At 60.1% G+C, this 25,459-nt stretch carries 22 protein-coding genes and 1 tRNA gene; 5 read left to right on the top strand and 18 right to left on the bottom strand.

Annotation, left to right across the window (positions count from 1 at the left end):
* Positions 1–15: 15 nt before the first annotated feature.
* Positions 16–1,956 (bottom strand): TRAP transporter large permease subunit, encoded by a 1,941-nt coding sequence (locus HCK86_RS19415; protein ID WP_176086145.1) that lies wholly within the window; start codon positions 1,954–1,956, stop codon positions 16–18.
* Positions 1,957–2,135: 179 nt separating this feature from the next.
* Between HCK86_RS19415 and HCK86_RS19420 the strand changes: the two genes are divergently transcribed.
* Positions 2,136–3,173 (top strand): helix-turn-helix domain-containing protein, encoded by a 1,038-nt coding sequence (locus HCK86_RS19420; protein WP_176086146.1) that lies wholly within the window; start codon positions 2,136–2,138, stop codon positions 3,171–3,173.
* 98 nt (positions 3,174–3,271) lie between these two features.
* Positions 3,272–4,726 carry an NAD-dependent succinate-semialdehyde dehydrogenase gene (locus tag HCK86_RS19425; protein ID WP_176086147.1) on the top strand — a complete coding sequence of 485 codons (1,455 nt, stop codon included), beginning with the start codon at positions 3,272–3,274 and terminating at the stop codon, positions 4,724–4,726.
* 12 nt (positions 4,727–4,738) lie between these two features.
* Here the strand turns inward: HCK86_RS19425 and HCK86_RS19430 are convergent, their stop codons facing one another.
* From HCK86_RS19430 to HCK86_RS19475, 10 genes are all read right to left on the bottom strand, one after another.
* Positions 4,739–5,935: an MFS transporter gene (locus HCK86_RS19430; protein ID WP_176086148.1), complete on the bottom strand. Its 1,197-nt coding sequence runs from the start codon at positions 5,933–5,935 to the stop codon at positions 4,739–4,741.
* Between the two features lie 181 nt (positions 5,936–6,116).
* Positions 6,117–7,349: an amidohydrolase family protein gene (locus HCK86_RS19435; protein ID WP_176086149.1), complete on the bottom strand. Its 1,233-nt coding sequence runs from the start codon at positions 7,347–7,349 to the stop codon at positions 6,117–6,119.
* 18 nt (positions 7,350–7,367) lie between these two features.
* Positions 7,368–8,345: a dipeptide ABC transporter ATP-binding protein gene (locus tag HCK86_RS19440; protein WP_176086150.1), complete on the bottom strand. Its 978-nt coding sequence runs from the start codon at positions 8,343–8,345 to the stop codon at positions 7,368–7,370.
* On the bottom strand, positions 8,335–9,336 hold the full coding sequence (locus HCK86_RS19445) for an ABC transporter ATP-binding protein (RefSeq protein ID WP_246739682.1): 1,002 nt from the start codon (positions 9,334–9,336) through the stop codon (positions 8,335–8,337). The genes HCK86_RS19440 and HCK86_RS19445 overlap by 11 nt, the downstream gene beginning before the upstream one ends.
* Positions 9,337–9,455: 119 nt before the next feature.
* The gene (locus HCK86_RS19450) at positions 9,456–10,400 is read right to left on the bottom strand and encodes a succinylglutamate desuccinylase/aspartoacylase family protein (protein ID WP_176086151.1); all 945 of its coding nucleotides are present in this window, start codon (positions 10,398–10,400) and stop codon (positions 9,456–9,458) included.
* Between the two features lie 26 nt (positions 10,401–10,426).
* Complete coding sequence (locus tag HCK86_RS19455; protein WP_176086152.1) at positions 10,427–11,272, bottom strand: ABC transporter permease; 846 nt, start codon at positions 11,270–11,272, stop codon at positions 10,427–10,429.
* A gap of 5 nt (positions 11,273–11,277) precedes the next feature.
* The gene (locus HCK86_RS19460) at positions 11,278–12,258 is read right to left on the bottom strand and encodes an ABC transporter permease (protein ID WP_176086153.1); all 981 of its coding nucleotides are present in this window, start codon (positions 12,256–12,258) and stop codon (positions 11,278–11,280) included.
* Positions 12,259–12,294: 36 nt separating this feature from the next.
* Positions 12,295–13,470, bottom strand: a complete 1,176-nt coding sequence (locus tag HCK86_RS19465) for a Xaa-Pro peptidase family protein (RefSeq protein WP_176086154.1) — start codon at positions 13,468–13,470, stop codon at positions 12,295–12,297.
* A 67-nt stretch (positions 13,471–13,537) separates the two neighbouring features.
* Positions 13,538–15,076: an ABC transporter substrate-binding protein gene (locus tag HCK86_RS19470; RefSeq protein ID WP_176086155.1), complete on the bottom strand. Its 1,539-nt coding sequence runs from the start codon at positions 15,074–15,076 to the stop codon at positions 13,538–13,540.
* 14 nt (positions 15,077–15,090) lie between these two features.
* The gene (locus HCK86_RS19475; RefSeq protein ID WP_176086156.1) at positions 15,091–16,131 is read right to left on the bottom strand and encodes a GntR family transcriptional regulator; all 1,041 of its coding nucleotides are present in this window, start codon (positions 16,129–16,131) and stop codon (positions 15,091–15,093) included.
* Positions 16,132–16,345: 214 nt separating this feature from the next.
* Here HCK86_RS19475 and HCK86_RS19480 point away from each other — a divergent pair, with 214 nt between their 5' ends.
* Both HCK86_RS19480 and HCK86_RS19485 read left to right on the top strand, forming a co-directional pair.
* A complete protein-coding gene (locus HCK86_RS19480; RefSeq protein WP_176086157.1) occupies positions 16,346–17,311 on the top strand; it encodes an aldo/keto reductase in 966 nt (321 codons plus the stop codon).
* Positions 17,304–18,500 (top strand): hypothetical protein, encoded by a 1,197-nt coding sequence (locus HCK86_RS19485; RefSeq protein WP_246739683.1) that lies wholly within the window; start codon positions 17,304–17,306, stop codon positions 18,498–18,500. The genes HCK86_RS19480 and HCK86_RS19485 overlap by 8 nt, the downstream gene beginning before the upstream one ends.
* A 207-nt stretch (positions 18,501–18,707) precedes the next feature.
* On the opposite strand, the gene HCK86_RS19490 is transcribed toward HCK86_RS19485, so the two are convergent.
* From HCK86_RS19490 to HCK86_RS19520, 7 genes are all read right to left on the bottom strand, one after another.
* The gene (locus HCK86_RS19490; protein WP_176086158.1) at positions 18,708–19,364 is read right to left on the bottom strand and encodes a GntR family transcriptional regulator; all 657 of its coding nucleotides are present in this window, start codon (positions 19,362–19,364) and stop codon (positions 18,708–18,710) included.
* Positions 19,365–19,838: 474 nt separating this feature from the next.
* Positions 19,839–19,914: transfer RNA gene (locus tag HCK86_RS19495), tRNA-Phe, on the bottom strand.
* A 167-nt stretch (positions 19,915–20,081) separates the two neighbouring features.
* A complete protein-coding gene (locus HCK86_RS19500; protein ID WP_176086159.1) occupies positions 20,082–20,414 on the bottom strand; it encodes a metalloregulator ArsR/SmtB family transcription factor in 333 nt (110 codons plus the stop codon).
* 142 nt (positions 20,415–20,556) lie between these two features.
* Complete coding sequence (locus HCK86_RS19505; RefSeq protein ID WP_246739684.1) at positions 20,557–21,039, bottom strand: glyoxalase superfamily protein; 483 nt, start codon at positions 21,037–21,039, stop codon at positions 20,557–20,559.
* Between the two features lie 206 nt (positions 21,040–21,245).
* Complete coding sequence (locus tag HCK86_RS19510) at positions 21,246–21,419, bottom strand: hypothetical protein (RefSeq protein ID WP_176086160.1); 174 nt, start codon at positions 21,417–21,419, stop codon at positions 21,246–21,248.
* Positions 21,420–21,441: 22 nt separating this feature from the next.
* Entirely contained in the window at positions 21,442–22,104 is a 663-nt protein-coding gene (locus tag HCK86_RS19515; protein WP_176086161.1) for an acyl-homoserine-lactone synthase, read from the bottom strand.
* Positions 22,105–22,362: 258 nt separating this feature from the next.
* A complete protein-coding gene (locus HCK86_RS19520; RefSeq protein WP_246739685.1) occupies positions 22,363–23,100 on the bottom strand; it encodes an autoinducer binding domain-containing protein in 738 nt (245 codons plus the stop codon).
* Positions 23,101–23,569: 469 nt separating this feature from the next.
* Here HCK86_RS19520 and HCK86_RS19525 point away from each other — a divergent pair, with 469 nt between their 5' ends.
* Entirely contained in the window at positions 23,570–25,342 is a 1,773-nt protein-coding gene (locus HCK86_RS19525) for a sugar phosphorylase (RefSeq protein WP_176086162.1), read from the top strand.
* The last annotated feature ends 117 nt before the right edge of the window (positions 25,343–25,459 follow it).

Genomic DNA, 25,459 nt, shown 5'->3' on the forward strand with positions numbered 1-25,459 from the left:
TCAGTCGACCGAACGTTACATGGTCGACGGCAGAAAGGTGACGATCGCCGGAAACAGGATCAGCAGGATGATCTTGAGGATCGTGGAGCCGAAGAAGGGCCAGCAGCCGCGATAGACGGTTGCAAGCGGGATCGAGCGGTCAAGCGCCGAGATGACGAAGATATTGATGCCGAACGGCGGCGAGATCATGCCAGCCTCGACGCAGATGATCGTCATCAGGCCCCACCAGATCGGATCATAACCGAGATTTTCCACCAGAGGCACGAAGATCGGGATGGTGATCACCATCATCGCGAAGGCATCCATGGCGGTACCAAGAACCAGATAGCAGGCGATCAGCGCAATGATCACGCCGAGCGGCGGCAGGCCGAGCGTGTTGACGAGCGAGACAAAGGCGCCGGGCACATCGGAAATGCCGAAGAAGAAGGAGAGCATGGTGACGCCGAAGATCAGCGAATACATCATCGCCAGCGTCCGGGTCGTTTCCGCCATGGTCTGCCAGAAGCTTTCGACGTTGATCTTGCCGCGTGCAACAGCGATCACGAAGGCTCCGGCCGCCCCGACAGAACCGGCCTCGAGCTCGGTGAAAAAGCCGAAATAGATGCCGCCAAGGACGACGGCCAGCAGCAGCAGCACCGACCATGATTTCTTTGCCGCATCGGCAAGTTCTCCGAGGGGGGCACGCGGTCCGGCTTCAGCATGTTTGGGAAACAGGATCAGCCAGATCACCACAGCACCCATATAGAGGATGGTCGCGAGAATGCCGGGCAGAATGGCGCCGACGAACAGCTTACCGACGGATTCCTGCGTCATGATGGCATATAGGATCAGGGCTGATGATGGCGGGATCAGCTGTCCGAGCGTGCCGCCGGCGGCGATCGAACCGGACGATAATTCCGCCGAATAGTTGCGGGCGCGCATTTCACCAAGCGCGATGCGGCCAATCGACATCTGCGTTGCGATCGACGAGCCGGTCAGCGTGCCGAAAGCGGCGCAGGCGAGGATCGAGGCATGGGCAAGCCCGCCGCGAATATGGCCGACCATTGCATTGGCGAGGCGATAAAGGTCGGAGCCGATGCCAGCCACCGAGGCGAAGGCGCCCATCAGCAGGAACAGCGGCAATACGCTCATGCCATCCTGCAGCACGAAACTGGTGATTTCCGATCCGAGCACGTCGAGGGAGGCGCCACTGTCCAGCATTGTCGCCGTGCCGATGAGGCCGGCAATGCCCATGGCGACACCGATCGGGACCGTCAGCAGGATCAAGACCCACATGCCGATGAAGACGAGGAGCGCCAGGATGAGCGGGTTTTGAGGGGCAAGCACGGTGAATGGCCTGCCGGGCAGAATGCCCATCATCGAGAGCGCGACCCAGGACAGGATCAGGCCGAGCAGAACCGTGCCCGCAAGACCGGGAAGGCCGCCAATCGCCAGCGCTTCGCGGGCATTTCTGACGATCTGCACCGCCATGACCAGCGCGGCGAGCACCAGGGCGATCGTCATGCCATAGACGAAGGGCGCTGTTGCGACATTGGTCATGATCGTTGTCTGACCGGTTCGCTGCATTGTCTGGGCCACCTCGAACACGCGCCAGGCGACGAGCCCGAAGAACAGCATTGTCAGGCTGGCGGCGAACAGTGCCATCAGCTTCGACGCCGTGTGCGAGACCTTCCGTTCGAGAACGGTGATCACCAGAGCGGCGCCGACATGCAGCCCGTAAGGCAGGCAGGTCGCTGCGGCGATGGCGACGAGATAGGCGTTGATCTCGTTCAGCCCATAGAGCGAGCGGCCGAAGCCGTTTCTGAGAATGATGTCGAGGACATTGGCAAAGGCAATGAGCAATATGGCCGCCACGGCCACCGAGGCGACGCGACGGGCCGTACCTTCGAGCAAATGTGTGTGCGAACGGCCGGAACGCAGCTGTTCCGGCACGTCTGTGATTCTGGTGGACGTCAACCTTTCCTCCCCGGTCAATGGCACCGCCAGTTTTTGTCTGCCTCCCATGGTGCTCGGCCAGCAAAGGCCAGTCTTGTTCCAGAGTCCATCACCATTTGCCGATGAATTTATCAAAAGCCAAGTTTTCTTGCGCCGTTTTGCCGCAGGCGTATAGTCGGTTGAAAATGGGAGGAGATATCATGGGAATGGGTTTGTCGGGTGCCGTCAAGGCGCCACCGGCAGAGGCGCCGCTTTACGGCAGTTTCATGCAGCCTTCGGTGAACAGTCTGGAGGTTCCGCCAGCCAAGCGATTGAGTTACTGGAAGAGCAATGTCGATCGCCATAGCGGCATGGATATCCGTTGCAGCACCGCAAATTTCGTTGGCAGCATGGTCACCCGATCTTTCGGTCTTTGCGCCATTCACGGCGTTGAAATTTCAACGGCGCATCGGGCCGTTCGCGCCCGCTCGCGCGAGAACCTCTGCTTCGCCCATGTTCAGGTGCGCAATGACGGCGCCCGGTTCAATGGCAATCGCGAAATGGCGATCCCGCAGGGTTCGATGATCATCTATGACGCGGCGGAACCCTATGAACTGGAATTCGACGGAGCGTCGCAAAGCCTGGTGCTGACGATCCCGAAGAGCGATCTCCTGAAGCGTGTGACCGATCTGCAAATGCATATCGACGAGCAGATCCGCTACGATCCGCACAAGGTGGCGATGCTGGCCGGGCTGATGGGCGGATTGCTGGCCTCGCCGGTCGGCCAGCGGCAATCGGTGCTGGACGGGCTTGCCGAAAGCGTCATCAGTCTACTGGTGGCAACGCTTTACGACTGCGACGAAACCGTTTCGCATGGCGCTGCGACATTCGGAACCGCCGCGACGCTGCAGCGGATCAAGGCCTATATCAAAACGCATATCGACGATCCGGATCTCAACCCGGTGAAGACCGCTGATGCCATGGGCATCACCGTCAGCTACCTGCACAAGATCTTTCTGCAGAACAACACCACGCTGATGCAATATGTGCTGGCCGAACGGCTGGAGCTTTGCCGCCGCGACATCGCCAAGGCCGACAGGACCGGCGGCATCAGCCAGGTGGCCTATAATTGGGGGTTCAACGACGCCTCGCATTTCTCGCGCAGTTTCCGCAAGCGCTTCGGCATCTCGCCGCGCGAATACCGGGCCGAGGTGCTTCAGCGCAATGCGCGCATCGACCACTCGCCTCCCTCCGACTGAAGCGCTGCCATGATTTGGCGACTCTGGGAAGAGCGCGCCAATCGCCGATCGGGGAAGCTGCACGATGATGACAATCCTCAATCGGAAAGGCGATCTCCGTGCAACTGAAAGATCCTTCACTCTTCCGCCAGCAGGCATTTATTGCCGGCCGGTGGGTTGATACCGTGCCGGATACGGCCATTGCCGTCACGGATCCGGCGACCGGCACCATCATCGGTCATGTGCCGGATCTCGGCGCGGCGTCTGCCCGTGAGGCGATTGCCGCCGCCGAAGTCGCCCAGAAACGCTGGGCAGGCGAGACCGCGAAAACCCGCAGCCTTATCCTGCGCCGCTGGTTTGAACTGGTCATGGAAAACCAGAACGATCTCGCGACAATCCTGACGCTCGAACAGGGCAAGCCGTTCGCCGAGGCGAAGGGCGAGATCGCCTATGGCGCCAGCTTCATCGATTGGTTCGCCGAGGAGGCCCGCCGGGTCTATGGCGATATCATTCCCGGTCATCAGACAGACAAGCGCATCCTGGTGATGAAGCAGCCGGTCGGCGTCGTCGCGGCGATCACGCCATGGAACTTCCCCAATGCGATGATTGCCCGCAAGGCGGCGCCGGCGCTTGCCGCCGGCTGCGCCATGGTGCTGAAACCAGCCGAACAGACGCCGTTCTCCGCCCTCGCGCTCGCCGTTCTCGCCGAACGCGCCGGTCTGCCGCCCGGGCTTTTCAGCGTCATCACCGGCGCACCGCGCCCGATCGGTGCGGAGATGACCGCAAGCCCGATCGTGCGCAAACTCACCTTCACCGGTTCGACCGCGGTCGGGGCGGCGCTCTACAGCCAATGCGCGCCGACGATCAAGAAGCTCGGGCTGGAACTGGGCGGCAATGCCCCCTTCATCGTTTTCGACGATGCCGATCTCGATGCGGCCGTCGAGGGGGCGGTGATCGCCAAGTTCCGCAACAATGGCCAGACCTGCGTCTGCGCCAACCGCATCTATGTGCAGGCGGGTATTCATGATGCCTTTGCGGAAAAGCTTGCCATTGCCGTCGGCGGGCTTGCGACCGGCAATGGTTTCGATGAAGGCGTCGTGCTCGGACCGCTGATCGACGAGGACGCCCTTACCAAGGTCGAGGATCATGTCGGCGACGCGCTCGGCAATGGTGCACGGCTGATGACGGGCGGAGCGCGCCATCCGCTCGGCGGAACCTTCTACGCCGCGACCGTGCTGGCCGGGGTCACGCAGGCGATGGCGATCGCGCGGGAGGAGACCTTCGGGCCGGTCGCGCCGATCTTCCGGTTCGAGAATGAGGCCGATGTGATCGCCATGGCCAACGACACGGAATTCGGCCTCGCCTCCTATTTTTACGCCCGCGATCTTTCACGTGTCTTCCGGGTCGCCGAAGCGCTTGAATACGGCATGGTCGGCGTCAATACCGGGCTCATTTCCACCGCCGAGGCGCCGTTTGGTGGCGTCAAGTCCTCAGGTCTCGGCCGCGAGGGCTCGAAATATGGCATCGAGGAATTCATGGAGATCAAATATGTCTGCCTCGGGGGAATCGCCTGAGGGGCGTTGTTTTCAGGGTGTTTCGAGCATTGCGCGCCGGCTGAGGCCGGCGCCTGCAAGCGCGAGGGCGGCGAGCAGAAGATAAAGACCGGCAAGGATCCGGAATGTGGCAAGCCCGCCGAAGGTTTCAGCGAGCGGGAATGTGAATGCCGGGGACAGGAACTGGCCGAGGAAGATGGACGCCGTCATCGCGCCTGCGACGCGGGCCCGCATGGGCGGCGCCGCCCTGGCGACAGCGGTTGCCGACAGGTTGGGGGTGAGAAGGCCGGCACCACAGCCGGTGATCGCCATGGCAAGAATGAGCCCGCCAACGCTGGTGGCAAACGAGGTTGCCGCAAAGCCGAGCGCAATTGGCGCGAAGCCGATCGCGAACATTGTTGCAGTGGATGTGCGCGCCCTGACCCATGGATAGACCATTGAAAGAAGCGCCGAGAACAGCGTCATCGTGCCGAGGATGATACCGACGGTGGCTGTCGAGCGGATACCGAGCTGGCTGGCGCGGAATGGGATCTCGGTGAAGATGAAATAGAAGGCCAGAAAGTGAACGATGCCTGCCAGATAGAGCAGAAGATGGCGCGCATGTTCCTGCCAGATGCTACGCCCGATCCCGTCTTCGGAGGGTGCGCGTGTGCTCGCCTCCGGCTCCCTGATCAAGCGCCAGGCCATTGGCAGGAAGATCAGTGCGACCAGATAGATGGCGAAGGGCGCTCGCCAGCTGAGGCTAGCCAGCGCCCCTCCCGCCACCAGAAACACGATGCCGCCGAGACTGATCGCCGTGGAGCGATGACCCATGAAGCGGATCCGCTCAGCCCCCTCGAAATAGTCGCCGACCAGCGTTGTGGTGGCCGTCATCACGGCACCGACGCCGATACCGAGAACAGCGCGGCTGATCATCAGGGCCTTGATGGAATCGAGATAGAGGCCACCGGCGCCGGCAAGGCCATAGACAAGCAGGCTGGCGAGCAGCAGCTGACGCCGTCCGAAACGGTCTGCGATCATGCCAATAAACGGGGCCGTCACTGCGATGGTGAGCGCCGGGACGGTGAGGATCATCTGGGCGAAGAACGCCACGTCCGGTGTCTCGGAGAAGCGGTCGACAATGCCGGGAAGCGATGGCGCGATCGTCGTTCCGGCCAGAATCGTCAGCGTGCTCATTCCCATGATCAGGGCATTGCGCAGGCCGTTGTCCGATGCCAATAAAAATCCCATGCGTCATACTCCCGGTGGTCCCCTCTGCTAGGCGCTGCAACTCTAGCACCTGGCCTTGGCCGCCACTCGGCTCGGGCGGGAGGAGATTTTGACTGGGAGAGGACACAACCGGTGACAGGCAGGCGGACGCGATGAAACCTTGGTGACGCTGCAATGTGGGCAGAACGGTTGCCCGGGTTGCTCAGATGGAGCGTTTATGCATGCGGCCCCGCGCCATGATCATGTCCATGTGGGCGCCATCTCCGCCGAGAAGCGTGATATCATCGAGCGGATTGCCATCGATCACCAGGAGGTCGGCTGAAGCGCCCGCTGCGACAATGCCGATCTCACCGTCCATCTGGCACAGTTCAGCACCGACAACCGTTGCCGAGCGGATGATCTCGGCCGGTGTGAGAACCCGGGCGAGGATCTCGAACTCCATGCAGTGATATTTGCGCAATTCGCCGAGAAGATCCGAGCCGAAAGCCATTTTGAGGCCGGCGTCGCGCATAATTTCCAGCGAGGCGAGCCCGCCCTGTCTGACGGTCTCGATCTTGGCGAATTCCGAAGCGCCGAGGCCAAGGGCTTCGCCTTCCAGCGCCAGCGCCTCATAGGCGACGAGGGTGGGAATGGATATGCAGCCTCTGTCTGCGGCTTTCTGCGCGGTTTCGGCCGTGATCAGATTGCAATGTTCAAGCGAGCGGACGCCAAGTTCGACACAGCGTTCGATGGCCCGGTCGGTATAGAGATGGGCTGCAACATAAAAACCGGCATTGTCGGCTTCCTCGACCATGGCCGCGATCTCGTCGCGCGAATACTGGATCGAGTGGATCGGGTCATTGGGGGAGGAGACGCCGCCATTGGCCATGACCTTGATGAATTTCGCGCCTTCCTTGATCATGGTCCGGCAGGCGGCGCGGACATTGTCGACGCCGTCGACGATCAATCCCATGGAACCAACCCGGTCCGACAGCAGACCCGGCCGGTTGTCGCTGCGGGTTCTCAGGTCCGAATGGCCGCCGGTCACCGTCAGCCCCTTGCCACAGACGATCAGGCGTGGGCCATCGATCAGCCCATCTTCCACCGCACGGGCAAGGCCTGCATCGGCCCCGCCGAGATCGCGCAACGTGGTGAAGCCGCGTCCCAGTGCCTCTTCCATCACGCTTGCGGCGCGAAGGGCGGCCAGTGAGCCGGGCACGACCATGTTTCCCCACAGATCCAGCGACCACGCCCCGACGTGAACATGACAATCGATCAGCCCGGGCATCAATGTGCGGCCGCCAAGGGCGATCTCGCGCGCATCCGCCGGCGCTTCGACATCGGCGCCAACCGCCTTGATGCGGTCGCCCTCAACCAGCACCGAAAGACCATCAACCAGTGTAGCCGAATGCGGGTCGAGAATGCGGCCGCCTGTGAAAAGCGTGGAATTGATCATGGGAATTATCCGTTTCGTTCAGCGATGATGGCAGGCAACGCGATGTTCCGCCGCTTCCCGGCGCGTCAGTGGCGGATCATCGGTCCGGCAGAGGTCGGTCGCCAGCGGACAGCGTTTATGGAAGGCGCAGCCCGAAGGCCGGTTGGTGGCGCTTGGAATATCATCGCTGGAGGTTGAGAAGGCGTGCCGATGGCGCGGGTCGAGCGATGGCGCCGAGCGCATCAGCAGTTCGGTATAGGGATGGAGCGGCTTTTCGAACAATTGCGTTTTCTCACCGATCTCGACGATGCGGCCGAGATACATCACTGCCACACGTGTGGAGATATGCTCGACAACACCGAGATCGTGCGAAACCGAAAGATAGGAAATGCCGAGATCACGCTGCAGGTCCATCAGAAGATTGAGGATCTGTGCCTGAACCGAAACATCGAGTGCGGAGACCGGTTCATCGCAGACGATGACATCGGGTTTCAGCGCCAGAGCGCGGGCGATGCCGATGCGCTGGCGCTGGCCGCCAGAAAACTGATGGGCGTAATTATCGGCCTGATCGGGTCTGAGGCCGACGCGCTGCATCAGCTCGGCAACCGCTTGCTCGCGCTCCGCCGGCGTGCCGATATGGTGGACATCAAGCGGTGCGCGGATGATGTCGCGCACCTTGTGGCGTGGATTGAGCGATGAAAAAGGATCCTGAAAGACGATCTGCATCCGCCGGCGATACTGCTTGACGGCAGCACGCCTGAAACCCTCGATCTCCTTGCCCTCGAAGCGGACCCTGCCGCCGGTCGGCTTGACGAGGCCCATCAGCGCCAGGCCGGTGGTCGACTTGCCGCAGCCCGATTCGCCGACAAGGCTCAGCGTTTCGCCACGCTTGAGCGTGAAGGAAACGCCGTCGACTGCCTTCACTGCGCCGACCTGCCGCTTGAACACGCCAGCGCGGATGGGGAAATGCACTTCCAGGTCCTGAACCTCGAGCAGGGGGGCTTCATCATGCGGCATTGTCATGCTCCCAGCAGGCGGCCCAGTGGCCGGGGGTCTTTTCTTCAAAGGGCGGGCGTTCTTCAAGGCAGCGCTTCGAGGCACCCGGACAGCGCGGCGCAAAGGCACAGCCTTTCGGCAGATCGAAGAGCGGCGGCACGGTCCCGGGAATATCGGTGAGCCGTCCATCCTCGCGCTCAATGGTGGTGGCACGCGGCATGGCGCCGAGCAGCCCGCGCGTATAGGGGTGAAGCGGGCGGTCGAAGAGATCGTAAACGCTCGCCTCCTCGACCCGGCGGCCGGCATACATGACGATCACCTTGTCGGCGACTTCGGCGACGACGCCGAGATCATGGGTAATCAGGATCTGGGCCGTGCCGAGGCGCTTCTGCAATTCGGAGATCAGCCCGAGGATCTGGGCCTGGATGGTGACGTCAAGTGCCGTGGTCGGTTCGTCGGCGATGATGATCTTCGGGTCGCAGGCGACCGCAAGGGCGATCATGGCGCGCTGGCGCATGCCGCCGGACAGTTCGTGCGGATATTGTTTGGCCCGGCGTTCGGGATCCGGCATCTGCACCAGCTTGAGGACTTCGACAGCACGGGCAAGCGCTTGCCGGCGCGATGTCCGGCGGTGCTGCCGCACGGCTTCGACGATCTGTTCACCGATGGTCAGCACCGGGTTGAGCGCGGTGAGCGGCTCCTGGAAAATCATCGCGATCTGCTCGCCGCGCCAGTCTTCCACCTTGCGCTGCGGCAGCGACAGAAAATCGGTTCCATCGATCTCAATCCTACCGGATGTCACCCGGGCGGCTTCCGGCAGCAGCCGCATCAGCGAAAGGGCGGTCATGGATTTGCCGCAGCCACTCTCGCCGACGATGCAGAGCGTCTCGCCGGGCGCGACCGCCAGGTTCATGTCGGAGACAACCGGGAAGCTGCCGCGATCGCTGCGGATCTCGATATTGAGATCAACAACGCGGATCGCCGGTGCGGCCTCTGCTTTTGTCTGCATCATCTGCGCTCCTGTTTCTCAAAGATGGCCGGCCACCCGTTTCGGGTCTGCAGGTGGCCGGCGAACGGACCGGTTTGAGGCAGGTGAAAGGGGGAGCCTTCCTCACTGCGGTCCGAACTCTGTCAATCGGTTGATCCGTCGAGATTGCCGACCATGAACCCATAATCACCGGCCTCGACGAGGTTACGGGTCAGGTGCTGCATGATCATGATGCCGTTTTCATAAGGGCTCCGGATTTCTTCCAGCACCTCGAAGGTGAAGGGGCTGACAACGCGGCCGAGCAGATCACCGCCCTTGATGAATTCACCATTGGCCGGGCAGAGCGGCTCCAGCCAGCCGCCGCGGGTCGGGCGGATGCCGGTGAGTTCGGTCACGACCGTCTGCTTCGGCGGGGCAACCGGTTCGCCTTCAATGGCACCGAGCGTCTTCAGCATGTTCAGGAGACCGTCGACGATGCGCTTGATATAGGGGCGCTGATCGACGATGCCGCCGCCAAGCTCGATCACGGCAACCGGGATATTGCGCTCCTGGACGGTGACTGCCGTCGTCGTGCCGCCAAAGACCGTGCCGCCCTTGCCCTTGGTCGGGCGGTAAAGCACGGTGGAGCCGAAGGAACGCGACAGTTCGTCATTGTTCCAGATATAGACATAGTCGACCGTCGGGCGATCCGTGCCGGAGTGAAGGTCGATATGAACGTCGATCTTGCGCAGGAATTCATTGGCGAAGCAGTAGGCAAGCTGCTGGCTGTAGGTGCCGGTCGGCGTGCCCGGAAACTGGCGGTTCAGGTCGTTCTCATCGTTCGGCGCGTAGCGATGGTTGACGGCAAAAGCATAGGGATTGACGACCGGCGCCAGCACGATCTTTCCCTTCAGCGGCAGATCCTTGATGATCCGGTAAAGTTCGAGGATGGCCTGCGAACCGGTGTTTTCATTGCCATGAATGGCAGCCGAAATGCCGATTGTCGGCCCGTCGGTCTCGCCGGTGATTTCATGCATCAAGAGCGCGGCTTCATTGCCATTGGCATGATGGGTGAAAACCTTGCGGATCGGGGTAATGGATTTGACCATGTCTATGCAGTCCCTATTTCTAAATGTTATTTCGCCTTGCCGCCGCCGCGGGTGAGCTGGCGCGGATCAAGGATATCTCTGAGCCCGTCACCGAGCAGGTTGAAACCAAGCACGCTCACCATGATGGTGGCGCCGGCAATGATGGAAAGCCAAGGCTCATCGCGGATGAAGCGGGTGCCATAGGCAAGCGTCCAGCCCCAGGTCGGTGTCGGTGGTGGCAGGCCGAAGCCAAGGAAGCTGAGTGCGGATTCGGAGATGATCGCTGTACCGACGCCAAGCGAGGCGAGCACGATGATCGGGCCCCAGGTGTTGGGGAGCAGCTCACGGAAGATGATGCGGGCAGGGCTGGCGCCGATCGCCTTTGCGGCCTGAACATAATTCTGTTCGCGCAGCACCAGTGTCGCCGCCCGCACAACCCGGGCATATTCTGTCCAGTTCACCACGATGATGGCAAAGGCGATGTTGAGAATGCCGGGTCCCATCACGGCGACGATGGCAAGCGCCAGGATCAGCGGCGGAAAGCCGAGAAAGACATCGGTGATGCGCATCAGCACATTATCGACCCAGCCACCGAAATAGCCGGATACAAGGCCGACAACGGTGCCGATGATCGCCGAGACGAGAACCGAAATCAGCGCGATCGACATCGACACACGGGCACCGAAGACGAGGCGTGACCACAGATCCCGGCCGAAATTGTCCGTACCGAGAATATGACCGGCGCTTGGCCAGGCAAAGCGATGCATCATGTCCATCTTCGCCACATCATAGGTGGCGATATAGGGCGCGAAGATCGCGGCCAGAACGATGGCGCCGGAGATCAGCGCACCGATGACGAGTGAGGTGTTGCGGAGAGCTTTTGGAACACGCATGACCGTTACCCCAGCCTGATGCGCGGATCGACCGCGGCATAAAGAAGATCGACGATCAGATTGATCAGCGCGAACAGGATCGCGAAAGTCAGCACGATGCCCTGAATGAGCGGCAGGTCGCGTTGCGAGATCGCGGTGATGGTCAGCTGGCCAAGACCCGGCCAGGCAAAGATGCTTTCCGTCAGCACCGCGCCGCCGAGCAAGGCGCCGAAGCGCAGGCCGATGATCGACAGCACCGGCAGAAGCGCGTTTCGGAGCGCATGACGGATGACGACGCGCGGCCGGCGCAGGCCCTTGGCATAGGCGGTGCGGACGAAATCCTCGCGCATGACTTCGAGCATTGAGGCGCGCACCAGCCGCGAAATCACGGCAGCCGAATTGGCCGCCAGCGCCAGCGCCGGAAGGGCGATATGTTTCAGGGAATCGGTCAGCGGGGTCAGATTGCCGGTAAAGGCGTCACCAAGGGCCGGGACAATGCCCTCGCCACGGCCGACGGCCGGCAGCCAGCCGAGCTGTACGGCGAAGGCGAGCATCAGCAGCAGGCCGAGCCAGTAGACCGGCATCGACACGCCGAGCTGGGCAAACAGCATGGCGAAGGTATCGATCCAGGACCCCTGGCGCATGGCGGCGAGCACGCCGAGCGTCATGCCGATGGCAACAGCGATCACGAGCGAGATAAAGGCCAGTTCCAGCGTGGCGGGCAGGCGGTCGGCAATGATCTTTGCCACCGGCTCGTTCTGGAAGATCGACATGCCCATATTGCCATGCAGAAGATCGCCGAAATAGCCAAGCAGCCGCTGATACCAGGGCAGATCAAGGCCGAGTGCGGATCTGAGGCTGGCAATCGCTTCCGGGCTTGCCTCCTGACCGAGCAGAACGGCAGCCGGATCGCCGGGGATCAGGAGCAGGAGACAGAAGGTGACGATCACCGTGCCGATCGCCATCGGGATCAGCAGCAGGATGCGTCTTACGATATAGGCTAGCATGGCTGCGCACCCCGCACCGCTCTTTCTCTGACGCGATCAGGCAATGATGACCTCCTCGAATGCGCGCGGATAATGGGTCATGCTGTCGGGGCCATCCGGTGTCACCAGAACCGTGTCGGCGATGCGGTAGCCGGCAAAGCCGGGCACGAAGATGGCCGGTTCTGACGAGGTGATCATGCCGGGCTCGAGAATGGTCTCATCGCCGGCTTCCACCCATGGCGGCTCATGGAACATGACGCCCATGCCATGGCCGACCCGGTGCAGGAGATAGTCGCTCATGCCGGAGTTGCGGATATAGGCAAGCGCGCGATTGTCGGCGGAAGCGCAGGTGTGACCGGCGACAAGGCCGGCTGTGCCGAGGCGCTGCGCTTCAAAGGCGACGGCGTAATGTTCTTGCTGGGTCTTGGTCGGCTCGCCGATGAACAAAGTCCGTTCGCTTTCCGCTGCCCGACCGCCGACGCGGCAGCCGAGCGACAGGATGATGCTCTCGCCGCGTTTCACCGGATTGCCGGTCGGCATGCCGTGAGGAAAGGCCGAGCGCGCGCCGGAATAGACCAGCCCGCTGGCAAGGCCCTGCACCAGCATCACGCTTTCATGATCTTCATGCATGATCTTCATCGCATGGCGCGAAACGTGGGATTCAATTTCGATCTCGCTTGGCAGCGAGCCGCCGGAGGCCATGGCTTCGGCGATCAGGGCGACGCCGGCCTTCACCATCTCATCGGAAATGCGGGCAGCCTCGCGGTGCAGCAGGATTTCTTCGGGATATTTCTTCAGCCGCATCTTCTGGACAATGTCCGTCGCGATCACCCGGTCTGCCTGAGGGAAGGCGGCCTTGATCGGGGCGATGCGTGCCAGCGAGATGCTGGCGGAATGGGCGATCGTGCCCTTCACATCGGCAAGGGCGCGGCCGAGGACGGCGGCCCAGGGATCGACGCCGGGGAACTCGAAATAGATGATTGGCTCGGCGGCGATGTTCTGATGCGCCGCATGGGCTTCCTCAAGCTTGGGGATCAGCAGGAAGGTGCGGTCTTTCGTGATGGCGAAGACCACCGGGCGCTCGGTCGTATAATGCGAAAAGCCGGTTGTGTAGATCACATCGTCATTGGAATCGAGCAGCAGAAGATCGATCTCTGCCTCTGCCATTTTCGCCCGGATATCGGCATGCACTTTCGCATAGAAGTCCGGCCCGAGAACCTGTTTGAAGGCCATGGTCTTTCACCCTGATTGAGGAAGGGGGGAGCCGGCCGGGACATGCCCGGCCGGTTATGATGTTGTTTTACTGGCCGATGCCGATCAGACCACGGAAGGTGCCGCGCGGATTGGCGACGACCGGATAGGCGATGTCCTTGGAATAGAACAGCTGATAGCCCTGATCGGAGATGATGTAATAGGGCAGGTCCTTGGCAAGGATCGCCGCCGCCTTCTGATAGGCTTCGGTGCGGACGGATTGATCGAGGCTCGAGCGTCCCTCGTTCAGCAGCTTGTCAACCTCGGGGTTGGAATAGCCACCCCAGTTGGTCGAGCCATTGGTGGTCAGCTGCGCGTAGAGAAGGCGGTCAGGATCAACGATGTTGAGCCAGCCGAGCAATGCGATCTGGTGTTCGCCCTTCTGGACATAATTGGTCGAGAAGGTCGGCCAGTCGGAAATGTTGACCTCGGCATCAATGCCGGCAGACTGGAAGACGGCCTGCAGATATTCCACCGACTGAACGCGGTTCGGGTCTTCCGAATGGGTGGAAAGCGTGATCTTCAGCGGCTTGCCATCCTTGTCGAGAATGCCGTCGCCATTGGTGTCCTTCCAGCCGAGTTCGTTGAACTTGGCAACGGCGCCTTCAACATTAAAAGCCGGCTGCTTGATATCGGGGGAATAGGCCCAGGAGGTCGGCATCAGAACCGAGGTCGCGACCGCATCAACACCCTGATAGATCTGGTTCACGATCGTATCCTGATCGACCAGCATGGCAAAGGCCTGGCGCATTTCCGGATCCGACAGCATCGGGTCTGAAACGTTGAAGTTCAGATAGGTGACGCCAAGGCCAGGCATGATGGCATTGCCGAAACGGTCATCGCTTTCGAGCCGCTTGATATCCTGCGGTGACAGCGGCGACTGGATGGCATCAAGGTCACCGGCTTCCAGTGCCTGGGCGCGGGAGGTGTTGTCGGCAATGATCTGGATCTTGGCATCTGCGACCTTCGGCGCGGCGCCCCAGTAATTGTCGTTCTTTTCCAGTTCGATGTCACTGCCGCGGTTCCAGGCAACAAGCTTCATCGGCCCGGCGCCAAGCGGGTTTGTGGCAAGGTCACGGCCGCCTTCTGCCGCCGCCTTGGATACGATGCCCATGTCGAGATAGGACAGGAGCGGTGCATAGGGAGCCGAGAGCGTGAACTTGACCGTCTGCGGATCGACGGCCTCGACGGCGGAGATCGGCGTGTAGAGCGTGCGCTGCGGTGCATTGAAATCCGGATCAAGGATCGTCTGATAGGTATAGACGACGTCATCGGCGGTCAGCGGCGAACCGTCGGAAAATGTCAGATCGGGACGCAGGTGAAAGATGATCGTGGTCGGATCCGGGCTCTCCCAGCTTGCTGCAAGCTCGGGCTTGGGTTCAAGCGAGGAGGAAAGATCGACAAGGCCCGAATAGATCAGGTTGGCGGTGCGCTGGGCGGTGGTGTCGCGGGTGAGACGCGGATCGAGTGTACCGGCATCGACATCGGTGCCGATGACGATGGTATCGGTTCCGGCGGCAAAGGTGCCATGGGCTGCACCAAGCGCCAGCGCCACCGCGAAAGTCGTGGAAAGCAGGAGTGATTTCATCTGTGTCCCTCTGGTTAGGATCGAAGCGCCGAGGCGACCGCCTTCTCTTGCGGGCTGTGCGGCTCAGCGATTTCGGTTGACATGTGCTGGCGCCGGAGCAGGGCAAGCTGGGGCGTCAGCACACTTTCGATATGCCCCGGATCCGGCGCATGCCGGTATTCGAAGCAGAAGGCGCCAGGGGCCGCGAGTGTCGCGACCTCGTCAGCGCCGGAGGCAAAGACCACGGCATCGCAACGGGCGAGTGTTTCCTTCAGGTCCGGTGCCGAAGACCAGGTCACTGCAATGTCCGAGACATGGGGCGCGAATTCGCGCACGCTCGGCCGCATGATCGCGATATATTCCTTGAAATGCGTGACTGCGGCGATATGGGCGCGCGGATCGAGTCCGGCCAGATTCTGCCGTGTCTGTTGCGAAGGGATGAAGTGCAGTCCCAGAACATTGGCTTTTGGCGTATGGCTGCGCACTTCCGCTTCGCGATGCAGGAAGGTGAGCACGATATCGGCCTTCTCGCAGGCCTCGCGCCATTCCTGAGATTTGCCGAGCAGGTCCAGCGACACCAGACGCACATGATCCTGCGGCGCGAAGACCGGCTTCAACTCCTCGACGTAATCGCGGCCCGGGCCTTCGAAGATGCAGACGAAAATGATGTCGAGCGCGGCTTCCGCCTTTGGCAGGCGCGCCTGGGCATTGATCATCGACACCAGCGACATGGTCGACAGGCCAAAGCTTTCCGCCTTTTCGATCAGGTGGGCAATATCGTGCCTGAGCTCATCAATCGGCAGCGCGTCGCGGTTCTTGTGATGGGCGCCGAGAACGGAATAGGCGCCAAGGCCGGGGCGCATTTCCACCTGACCGGCGTCGCGAAGCTTCTTGTAAACCTCCGCCACGGTCATGGGTGCGATGCCGAGGTCGTTGGCGAGCTGGCGCACCGAGGGCAGCTTGGTGCCGTGCGGAATATTCCCGAAAGCAAGCGTATAGCTCATCAGCCCATGCAATTGCGTTCCCACCGGCACGGGGAGCGACTTGTCGATACTGGACGCTTCGATCGAGAACATGTGTTCTTTCCAATTGATACACCCTCAGCCTAGCAAGCATTTTGCAATTGGCAAGAGGGGGTGCCTATTTTTTGAATACAAATTGCATACGCGCTAATTTTGTGCATTCATGCTATCCGTACGCCCCGAATGGTGATCAAAGCTGACGGAACTCAGTTTCTGCGGTGACGAAACGCCTTTCGATACAGATTGCTGAACAGGAAGTAGTGTACTAATGGATTATATCTCTCTGGGGAAAACTGGTCTGAAAGTGTCGCGGCTGGGGCTTGGCTGCATGACATTCGGCTCACCGGACTGGGCGCCATGGGTGCTGGACGAGGCGCGCGCGCGCCCGATTGTGGAAAAGGCGCTCGATCTCGGCATCAATTTCTTCGATACGGCTGACATGTATTCGCGCGGCGCCAGCGAGACGGTGCTGGGCAATCTCCTGTCCGGGCTTCCCCGTCACAAGCTGGTGATCGCCAGCAAGCTCTATAATCCGATGAGTGATGACCCGAATGATCGCGGCTTGTCGCGCAAGCATGTGTTCGAATCCATCGACGGCAGTCTCAAGCGGCTTGGTACGGACTATCTCGATCTCTGGCAGCTGCATCGCTTCGATTATGAGACGCCGCTGGAGGAAACGCTGGACGCACTGAATGATGTCGTGCGTTCCGGCAAGGTCCGCTATCTCGGCGCGTCGTCGATGTTTGCCTGGCAGTTCATGAAGGCGCTTGGCCTGCAGCGCGCCCATGGCTGGGCGCCCTTCGTGTCGATGCAGCCGCACTACAATCTCATCTATCGTGAAGAAGAGCGCGAGATGCTGCCGATGTGCCGGGCCGAGGGAATTGGTGTCATCCCGTGGAGCCCGCTGGCCCGTGGCCGTCTGGCCGGGCGTGGCGACACGACGCGGGCAAAAACCGATGGCACGGCGGGCGCGCTTTATGACCGCACCGCCGGGCAGGACAGCCAGGTCATCGAAGCCGTGCGGGCTGTTGCCGGGCGTCACGGCCGTTCGATGGCTGAAATTGCCTATGCCTGGGTGGCGACGCGCCCCGGAATCACCGCTCCGCTGGTCGGCATCTCCAAGCTGCATCAGTTTGATGCTGCCGTGGCGGCCCTTGAGGTGGAGCTGAGCGATGAAGATGTCGCCCTGATGGAGGCGCCCTATCATCCCAAGGAGGTCGCCGGCCATGTCTGAACGCGGGCGTGTCATGATGGAGTGTGGCCGGGAACTTGCAGAGATCACCGCGGGGCTGGATCAGCTTTACCGCAGTCTGAGCAGCGCCGATGGCTTTCTGAATGCTGAAGGGCTGATCCCTGTTGCCGTCGCGCCCGTCAATGCCCGTGCCTTCACGGACTATGCCGAGGTGCGCGATGCACTTTCCGGCCTTGCAGAGAAAGTGACAGCCGCCGACATCGTGCCGCTCCGGCGTGACTACATGCTGGAGATGATCGATTCGCTTGAGGCGCTGATCGATACGTTCGAGGCGAAGCCGATCAGCTTTGCCGACCGGCTGCGACGGCAGATCCGCATCGAGCCGGGTCCGGTGTCGGACGAAATCCTTGATGAATACCGCATGGCCATGCGTCAGGCGCTCGATGAACTTGGGTTTCGCGACGGCGATCTTGCGACCGACATCTGCCGCTGGGAAGAGGCCAGACGGGTTGCGCCCGACGACGTGATCTCAGTCCTGCGCGTGATCATGGTCGAGGCGCGGCAACGCACCGTCCAGACCATGTATGATTTTTCACAGGAATGGATCGAACCTGTTGGCGTCACGGACAAGCCGTTTTCGGCCTATTGTGACTATCTCGGCCGCAAGGTCCTGCTCAATCTGGATTTCCCCTATACAACCTATGACCTGAAGCATCTGGCGAGCCACGAGGCTTTTCCGGGCCATCTCGTGCATCTTGGGTTGCGCGATGCCTATGTCAATGATGGCATCATGCCGCTGGACGGTGCGCAGGTGGTCACGTCTTCGGCGTCTAGTGCGCTGTTTGAGGGGATTGCCGATAATGGCATGGCCTTTCTCGACTGGGACGACACGCCCGACGATGCCGTTGCCATTGCCCTGCAACGCCTCAGAAGCGCCCTGCGCTGCAACGCGGCCTGGATGATGCATCACGAGGGCAAGCCGCTTGAAGCGATCGTTCCGGTTATCGCGCAGGCGAGCTTTCAGTCGGAGAAGACGGTTTCAGGCCGCCTTGCCTTCCTCGGTCACGGATTGAGGGCGCCCTTTGTCTATGCCTATTGGGCAGGTGAGCGGGCTGTGAATACAGTCTGGCAGAGCGTTGCGCGTGACGAGCGTCCAGTCTTCTGGGCGGCGCTTTACGGGCAAATGCATACGCCGTCGACCCTGAAGCGCTTCCGGGAGGCGGCGGGCTAGCGCGCCGGCTCGAAAATCGGAATCGATTTTCGAAAAGAACGATGCGTGGATTCAGTAAGATAGAGCATCCCGGTGCGTCCAAAAGGACGCACGGCGTTCCAGCGAGCTGTCAGGGCCGCGGGGCTGACATTGGCGTCCCGCGGCGCGAAGGAGAGCATGTCCAGCAAAACCGAAACCGGTTTTGGGCCGGGCCATGCAGAAACGGCCTCACCATGAGACCCATTTGGGTGCAACCTCAGTGGCAATTATATTGACGATATAGGCAATCATTTGCCTGTAGAACTCGACGGCATCCGGGCTATAGCTACGGGTCAACTCACAGATATTGATCAGGTCGGCACAGCCTTTCTGCAGCACGCCGGGGTGGCGCAGCAGGCAGGCATTGATGACGCAGAGCCTGTCGAGGAGCACCAAGGTCACCTCATATTCGTTCTTGGTGAGGAGTGCCCGGCTGATCTCATGGGAGATCTCGATATAGGCATGCTTCGCGAACGTGCCATCGGCACCATGAAGTGCACTCACGTCAATTGCGGCCAGCGTCATTCTTCGGGATTCGATATAGCGTTCGATGGCACTGGTATAGATCGCCGCAAGCGCCTTGTAGATAATGGTAGCTTCTGCAGGTTCTATCGTGGCGACGCAATAGCCTGAGCGTCCGCTCTGGGTCAGCAGGCCGCGGGCCTTCAGCCGGATCATGGCCTCGCGGACCGGGATGACGCTGAAGACCAGTTTTTCTGCAATTTCGGCAGGATTGAGCAACATGCCGGCGCTGTATTCGCCATCCAGGATTTGCCCGCGAATAAAGGCATAGGCCCTGTCGGCGCAGGTTTCCGTGGCTGTTTTGGGTGGTTCTGCGTGTATCATAGCATTCTCTTTTCGGCTTCGCCGTTCTTAAGGACAACATTCTGCCGAACAGCCACTTCAACCTTGGAGCGCGACGACAGTCTAATTCAATTATTTTTGTCTTTTTGAGATTCTTCTTGGCAACTTGATGGCAAGATGAACTATTGTTCACGCTTTAATAGATTAATTTGATTTTACACGCAAAAAATGCAGCTTGAAATGCGGTGTCGGGCACATGGCGGCCTCAATCCGGACGGCCGTTGCGCGTCAACCTGCCGCGCCGGCGTCATCATCAAACCAGATGTGGCAGGGACGGTGTCCCTGCACGCGCGGGCTGCCTCCTGCCGCAGTCGATCATCCCGGTGGGTCCTGGCGCGGGGCTTTCCAGCTATGCGCCGTGCCTGCCGCGACCGAGGATGCCGCAGCAATCATCCGTGATTGAACGGATGGTGTCGCGAAGACAAGGCGTGAAGCTTACTAACCAAGAGGTTAAAGTGGTGCCCAGACGCGGATTCGAACCACGGACACGCGGATTTTCAATCCGCTGCTCTACCAACTGAGCTATCTGGGCATGACCTGCAATATGTGTTGCCGGTCTTTCCGGAGCCGCTTGCTGCGCCCCGTGAGTGAGCGCGTTTATAGCAGCTTGTTTTTTCAAGTCCAGCGTCAAATGACGCTTTTTTTCAGAAAATTGCGTCAGGCGGTCCGGATGGTGAAACGCCGAAAAGCGGCCGGGGCTCAGTTGAGCTCCGGCACAACATCAAGCTCCGCCAGCGTGTCGAAAAACTGGCCAAAAGCTGGGTTGTTCAGGCGGTAATAGACAAAACGGCCATCGCGCTCGGTCGACACAAGACCGCTGCGCCGCAGCGTCGCCAGCTGCTGTGACAATTGTGCCTGTGCGAGCCCGGTTCTGTGGCACAGTTCCGTGACCGAACATTCTTCATTGCGCAAGGCTTCCAGGATGGCGAGCCGATGCGCATGCGCCAGCGTCTTGATCAGAACCGAAATCCGCGTGATGTCTTCAGTCGACAGAATCAGGGCTGACGGGCCCTCTATGTGATGCGCAACCATGATTTCCCCCTGCATCTTGACACTGCAAGCGCTGTCATTCGTCTGCATAATCGGTTCCAAGCTTAGCAAATGCTGCGCGCTTGCCAAGTCAGGGTAGGGATTTATGGTTCGTTTCGGTGAACTTACCAGAAAAAGTCCGTTCCTAGAGATCAACCACCAGATGCGGTGCACCATCAGAGGTGCGTGCAGCGCTTATGCCGCTCGTGCGGTCGATTGTTGCATTGATCCGGCGGCGGGGGAAAGAAAAGCTTTCAAAGGAAACGACGTCGACCGGGTTGTCAAAGACGATGGTAAGCTTAAGTGACGTGTTACCGAGCGCTTGCAGCGCGATGATCTTTCCCGAGAACGGATTGCCGAGATAGCGCCCTGTCACGCTCTCGCCGAGCGCCAGGCTGGCCCTGCTTTCGGTTGCTGTGGCGGCCCTCTCGGTCCCGTCGGCGTTCCGGGCCGCAAGGGCCCTGAGGGTGTTCCAGTCGCGATAGCCAAGCTGTGCGGCGATCAGTTCAAGCGAAAGGCTGTGGGAAATAACGTGTTCCTGGGCCTGAAGCGCCTGGCGCAGGCGCCGTGCCTGCTTCTTGAGGTCCTCACATGAGGGAAGCTGGCTCATGCCATTATCGGTGTTCATGGGTTGTCTCTCGTCAATGCGCGCTGATACTGCTTGGGCTCCGCATTACCAGCCCGTCACGCCGAGAAAGCCATGATGGGAAAATCGGAAGTCTTCACCTTGTCCTGTTGCCAGGCTGCGGAGGGCGGGCGCTTCCAGCCGTTCTCCTCATAAATCAATAGCGCGGAAAATGGAAGCGGCGCCACGCCGCCTCCAGTTGTTCTACGTCAGTGAAGGCTCGCAGGATCGGATTTCTTGTTGATCTGTTCGAGCGCCATCTTGAGGATGTAGACGAGTGCTTCGTCGTTGATCTCCTCTGCATCCCAAAGGGCAAGCCGGACCCAGCCGCGAATCGCGGCGAGCTTGTTCTGGTCGGTTGCGAGTTTTGTCGTGTCCTGCATAATGCCTCCGTCTATGGGCCGGTCAGGCGGCCGAAGCCATCAGTGCCCTGCCGGGTTGCGGCGCTGAGGCATTGGTAAAAAGGGAATGGGTGACGCCGAGCTTGGCGCGCATGCGCTCCATCACTTCGTCGGAAACTTCGAAGGCGCCGCAGCACACCGGGTGGCGACCGTAACCATCGGCACGGCCCAATTCGTCGACCTCGACGCCCGAGCGCCTGTAAACCCGCTTCATATGCGGCTCGTAATTCGAGATCATCGTATGGATGCCGTGGTCGAGGGCGCATTCGCAAAGGGCAAGGAGCAGCAGGCTGAAGGCATAGCCCGGGCTCATATCCTCATGGTCGCGCTGAACAGCTTCATCGTCGAGGCACATGCGCGTGCCTTCCCAGATGCCGGGGGCGACAAGGTCGATCGAGCCCGGGAAGGTGCTGCGGAAAACATCATAGAGCAGTGTCGGGCCGGTGGTCGGCATCAGCCGCATGCCGCCGTAAAGCGTCTTGCGGTCGTCGCTGCACCACAGAAGGTAAACCGGGTTCATCCGGTCATAGGCATCAGCTTCGCGATCGCCCGAAACCTGAACCTCCCAGCCGAGCTGGTCGGCAAAGGTCTTCTTTCGCAGGCGCAGGAACTGGTCGACGAGATCTGCGTATTGCTGCTGCTGAAACTCCTGAATCGTTACAAACATTGCCTTCTCCTAGTAAGGATTTCGTTTTGAGAATGAAGGCGCTCAATGGATTTGAAAATTGCCACAATTGAACGAGCACCCCTGTACGCGTACATTTGTACGGGGTTTTACGAGTAATTCAGATAGGCTTGCTGCGTTGCGGCGATAAAAATACGCGTTTTACGCGACTGGCCGCAACGCCTGATATACAGGCGTGTCAGCGCGATCAACCGTCCGCTGAAAGCGGACGATTGTCATGATACACGTTTAGGGGGAGGTTCAGGGATTGATCAGCCGCAGGCGGATTGCTTTGGCAACAGCCTGGGAAATGGTGGCGCAATCAAGCTTGTAACGCGCTGAGCGCATATAGGAGCGGACCGTGTGATCCGAGATGCCGATGATCTTGGCGATCTCGCGGAATTCCTTGCCCTGGGAAATCCAGTAGAGGGTTTCGATTTCGCGCGGGCTCAGTCCCGGTGCGGGATCGCTCTCACCGTAGAGCTCGCGGATCGCCTTCTTGTGAATGGCGTGGGAGACCTCCATCCAGCTCTTTTTGTTGCGGGCCACGCGCTGGGGCCAGCCGGTTTCGCCAAAACGGGCATTGAGCGACAGAAGCGCGCGCCGTCCGGCCTTGTCTGTGATCGGGATCGAGTAGCCCTCGTCGGACAGACCATGGGCGAGGAAATCCGCCATCACGGCGCGGGAACCGGCCGTTTCTTCAAGTTCGGACCAGATGAAGGGCAGAGCGCGGCGCAATCCGTCACGTACGACCGGATCATGGGTGACGTAACCGCGGATGAGATAGCGCGATACCCATTCGGCCGGATAGGTCGTTCGCACGAAAGGCGCATCGATATTCATGTCGACCGGAACGGTCTGCGCATGGTGATAGGTGACGTTGCCAAGGCTGTAGATTTCGCGCAACACACGAATGGCAGCGTCAACATCGGCTGCCTTGTCAATCGCGTCAAAGACGCTTTCGTCATCCGGTTCCGTCATCGGACTGTCGCCGGACATGCCCTGCTCCTTTGAATATGTGTGCACACCGTTGCGCAAGCAGTAGAGTGTAGAATTTTCAGTCAGCAATGGACACCTGCCTTACGGCCTTAACCCTAACCATAATGTTTGTCGGTGTTCACCGAAAACAGCTTTCTCGTACAAAACCCAATCAGTGCACCATGCCTGCCATGCTGCTGAAATTGCTGCGCAGCAACAACAACAATGGAAAGCGCTCAGTGCACGTGGAAAGCCTTGCCCTGCCGGGCAGCTCGGTTTCCCGGATCCACTATCGCGAGGCAATGTTACCGTTATCTAAACGTATTTTAGGGTAATTGCACGTAAATTTGCCGTGTTCGCCAGACCGGCGAAGACGCTGTCATCCGCCGCTATTCTTGGTTGCGATGTTGGAGCGGGCGTTGATTGTTGATTGGGAATTGCCAATCAGGCTCGACATGCTAACGTTACCCGCAAGGGGAACGAGAGCTAAATGACGACGACAGATACACCGACCAGAACCACCGTGATCCCGCGCCGCTTGCGTGAGGGCATCAGGCTCCATCTCGAAAGCATTTATCCCGACCGGGATTCCAGGGCGCTGACCCGGCAGGTGCTTGAAGCTTTCTGGGATGAAAATTCTGCACCGCGAAAACGAGGTCGCGTTGCCGGAAACAGCATGTGGAGTGCCGAAAATGCCTATGTCATTACCTACGGCAATTCGCTGATCGATGGTGAGCACAAGCCGCTGGCACTGCTGCATCATTTTCTGACGGAGAACCTCAAGGGGGTGATCCGTGGCGTTCATATCCTGCCCTATTTTCCGTATACCTCCGACGACGGCTTTGCCATTACCGATTATCGTGTTGTCGACAGTGGTCTTGGCGGCTGGGAAGACATCGAGCGGATCGGTCGCGAATTCCGGTTGATGTCGGATCTGGTGCTCAATCACTGTTCGAGCCAGAGTCCGTGGTTTTCCGAATTTCGCATGGGCCACGAGCCCTACAAGGATTTTTTCTTCACAGCCTCGCCGGATGATGACCTTTCCCAGGTGGTCAGGCCGCGCGCCCATCCGCTGCTGCGGCAGGTGGAGACGGCTGATGGCGAACGCTATGTCTGGTGCACCTTCAGCCATGATCAGGTGGATTTCGACTTTTCCAATCCTGAAGTGCTGCTGGAGTTCTTCCGGATCATGCGCTTCCACATCAATCGCGGTGTCCGCACGATAAGGCTTGATGCCTGCGCCTTCATGTGGAAGCAGGTCGGGACCTCCTGCATTCACCTGCCACAGACCCACGAGATCATCCGGCTGATGCGGCTTCTGGCCGATTTCAGTGAGGAAAGCATTGTGCTCATTACCGAGACCAATGTGCCGAATGTCGAAAACTTAAGCTATTTCGGCAATCGCAATGAAGCGCATATGATCTATAATTTCTCACTGCCGCCACTGATCGTGCATGCGCTTCTCAACGGAACATCGCAATTCCTCAATGCCTGGCAGATGGCGATGCCGCCGGCGCAGATGGGCTGCGCCTATTTCAACTTCACCGCCTCGCATGACGGGATCGGCCTTAGGCCGGCCGAGAGCCTTCTCTCCGACGAGGCGATTACCGGCATGGTGGAGACGGTCGAGCGTTTCGGCGGGCGTGTGTCCATGCGCCAGCTCTCGGATGGTTCCGTTCGGCCCTATGAGATGAATGTGTCGCTGTTTGATGCGTTGAAGGGCACGATCAAGGGCGAGGATGACTTCAACATCGAGCGCTTCCTGTGCTCGCAAACCATCGCCATGGCGCTGGAAGGCATTCCTGCCTTCTACATTCACTCGCTGCTGGCAACCAGCAACGACATTACCGGTGTTGAGAAATCCGGTCATAACCGCGCCATCAACCGGCATCGCTGGAACTACGCCGCGCTTGAACATGCACTCGCCGACGAGACAACCCAGCACGCCAAGGTCTTCAATGCGATGCGGCGGCTGATTGGGCTTCGGATCCAGCAGCCGGCGTTCCACCCCAACGCGACGCAGTTCACGCTGCATCTCGGTGAGAAGCTTTTCGGCTTCTGGCGCCAGAGTGTCGACCGGTCGCAGAGCATTTTTGCCATCAACAATGTCTCTGACGAGGAGATCGAGATTCCGGCCATGTCGCTGAACCTGATCGGCGGCGAGAACTGGGTTGATCTGATTACCGGCGAAAGCGTTGCCCAGGGCAACCAGAAGATCAGCTTTTCGCCCTATCAGTGCCGCTGGATTTCAAATCGCATCTGAAATCCGAAGCGGTACGGTCAAGTGTTGAAAAGGGGCGCTTCAGGCGGCGCCCCTTTTGCATGCGGTCCCGGCTGCACCGGTGCGTTCCAGCTTTGCGTGACGGCAGCTGATCGGATA

Source organism: Martelella sp. HB161492 (assembly GCF_013184775.1).
Taxonomy (GTDB): Bacteria; Pseudomonadota; Alphaproteobacteria; order Rhizobiales; family Rhizobiaceae; genus Martelella.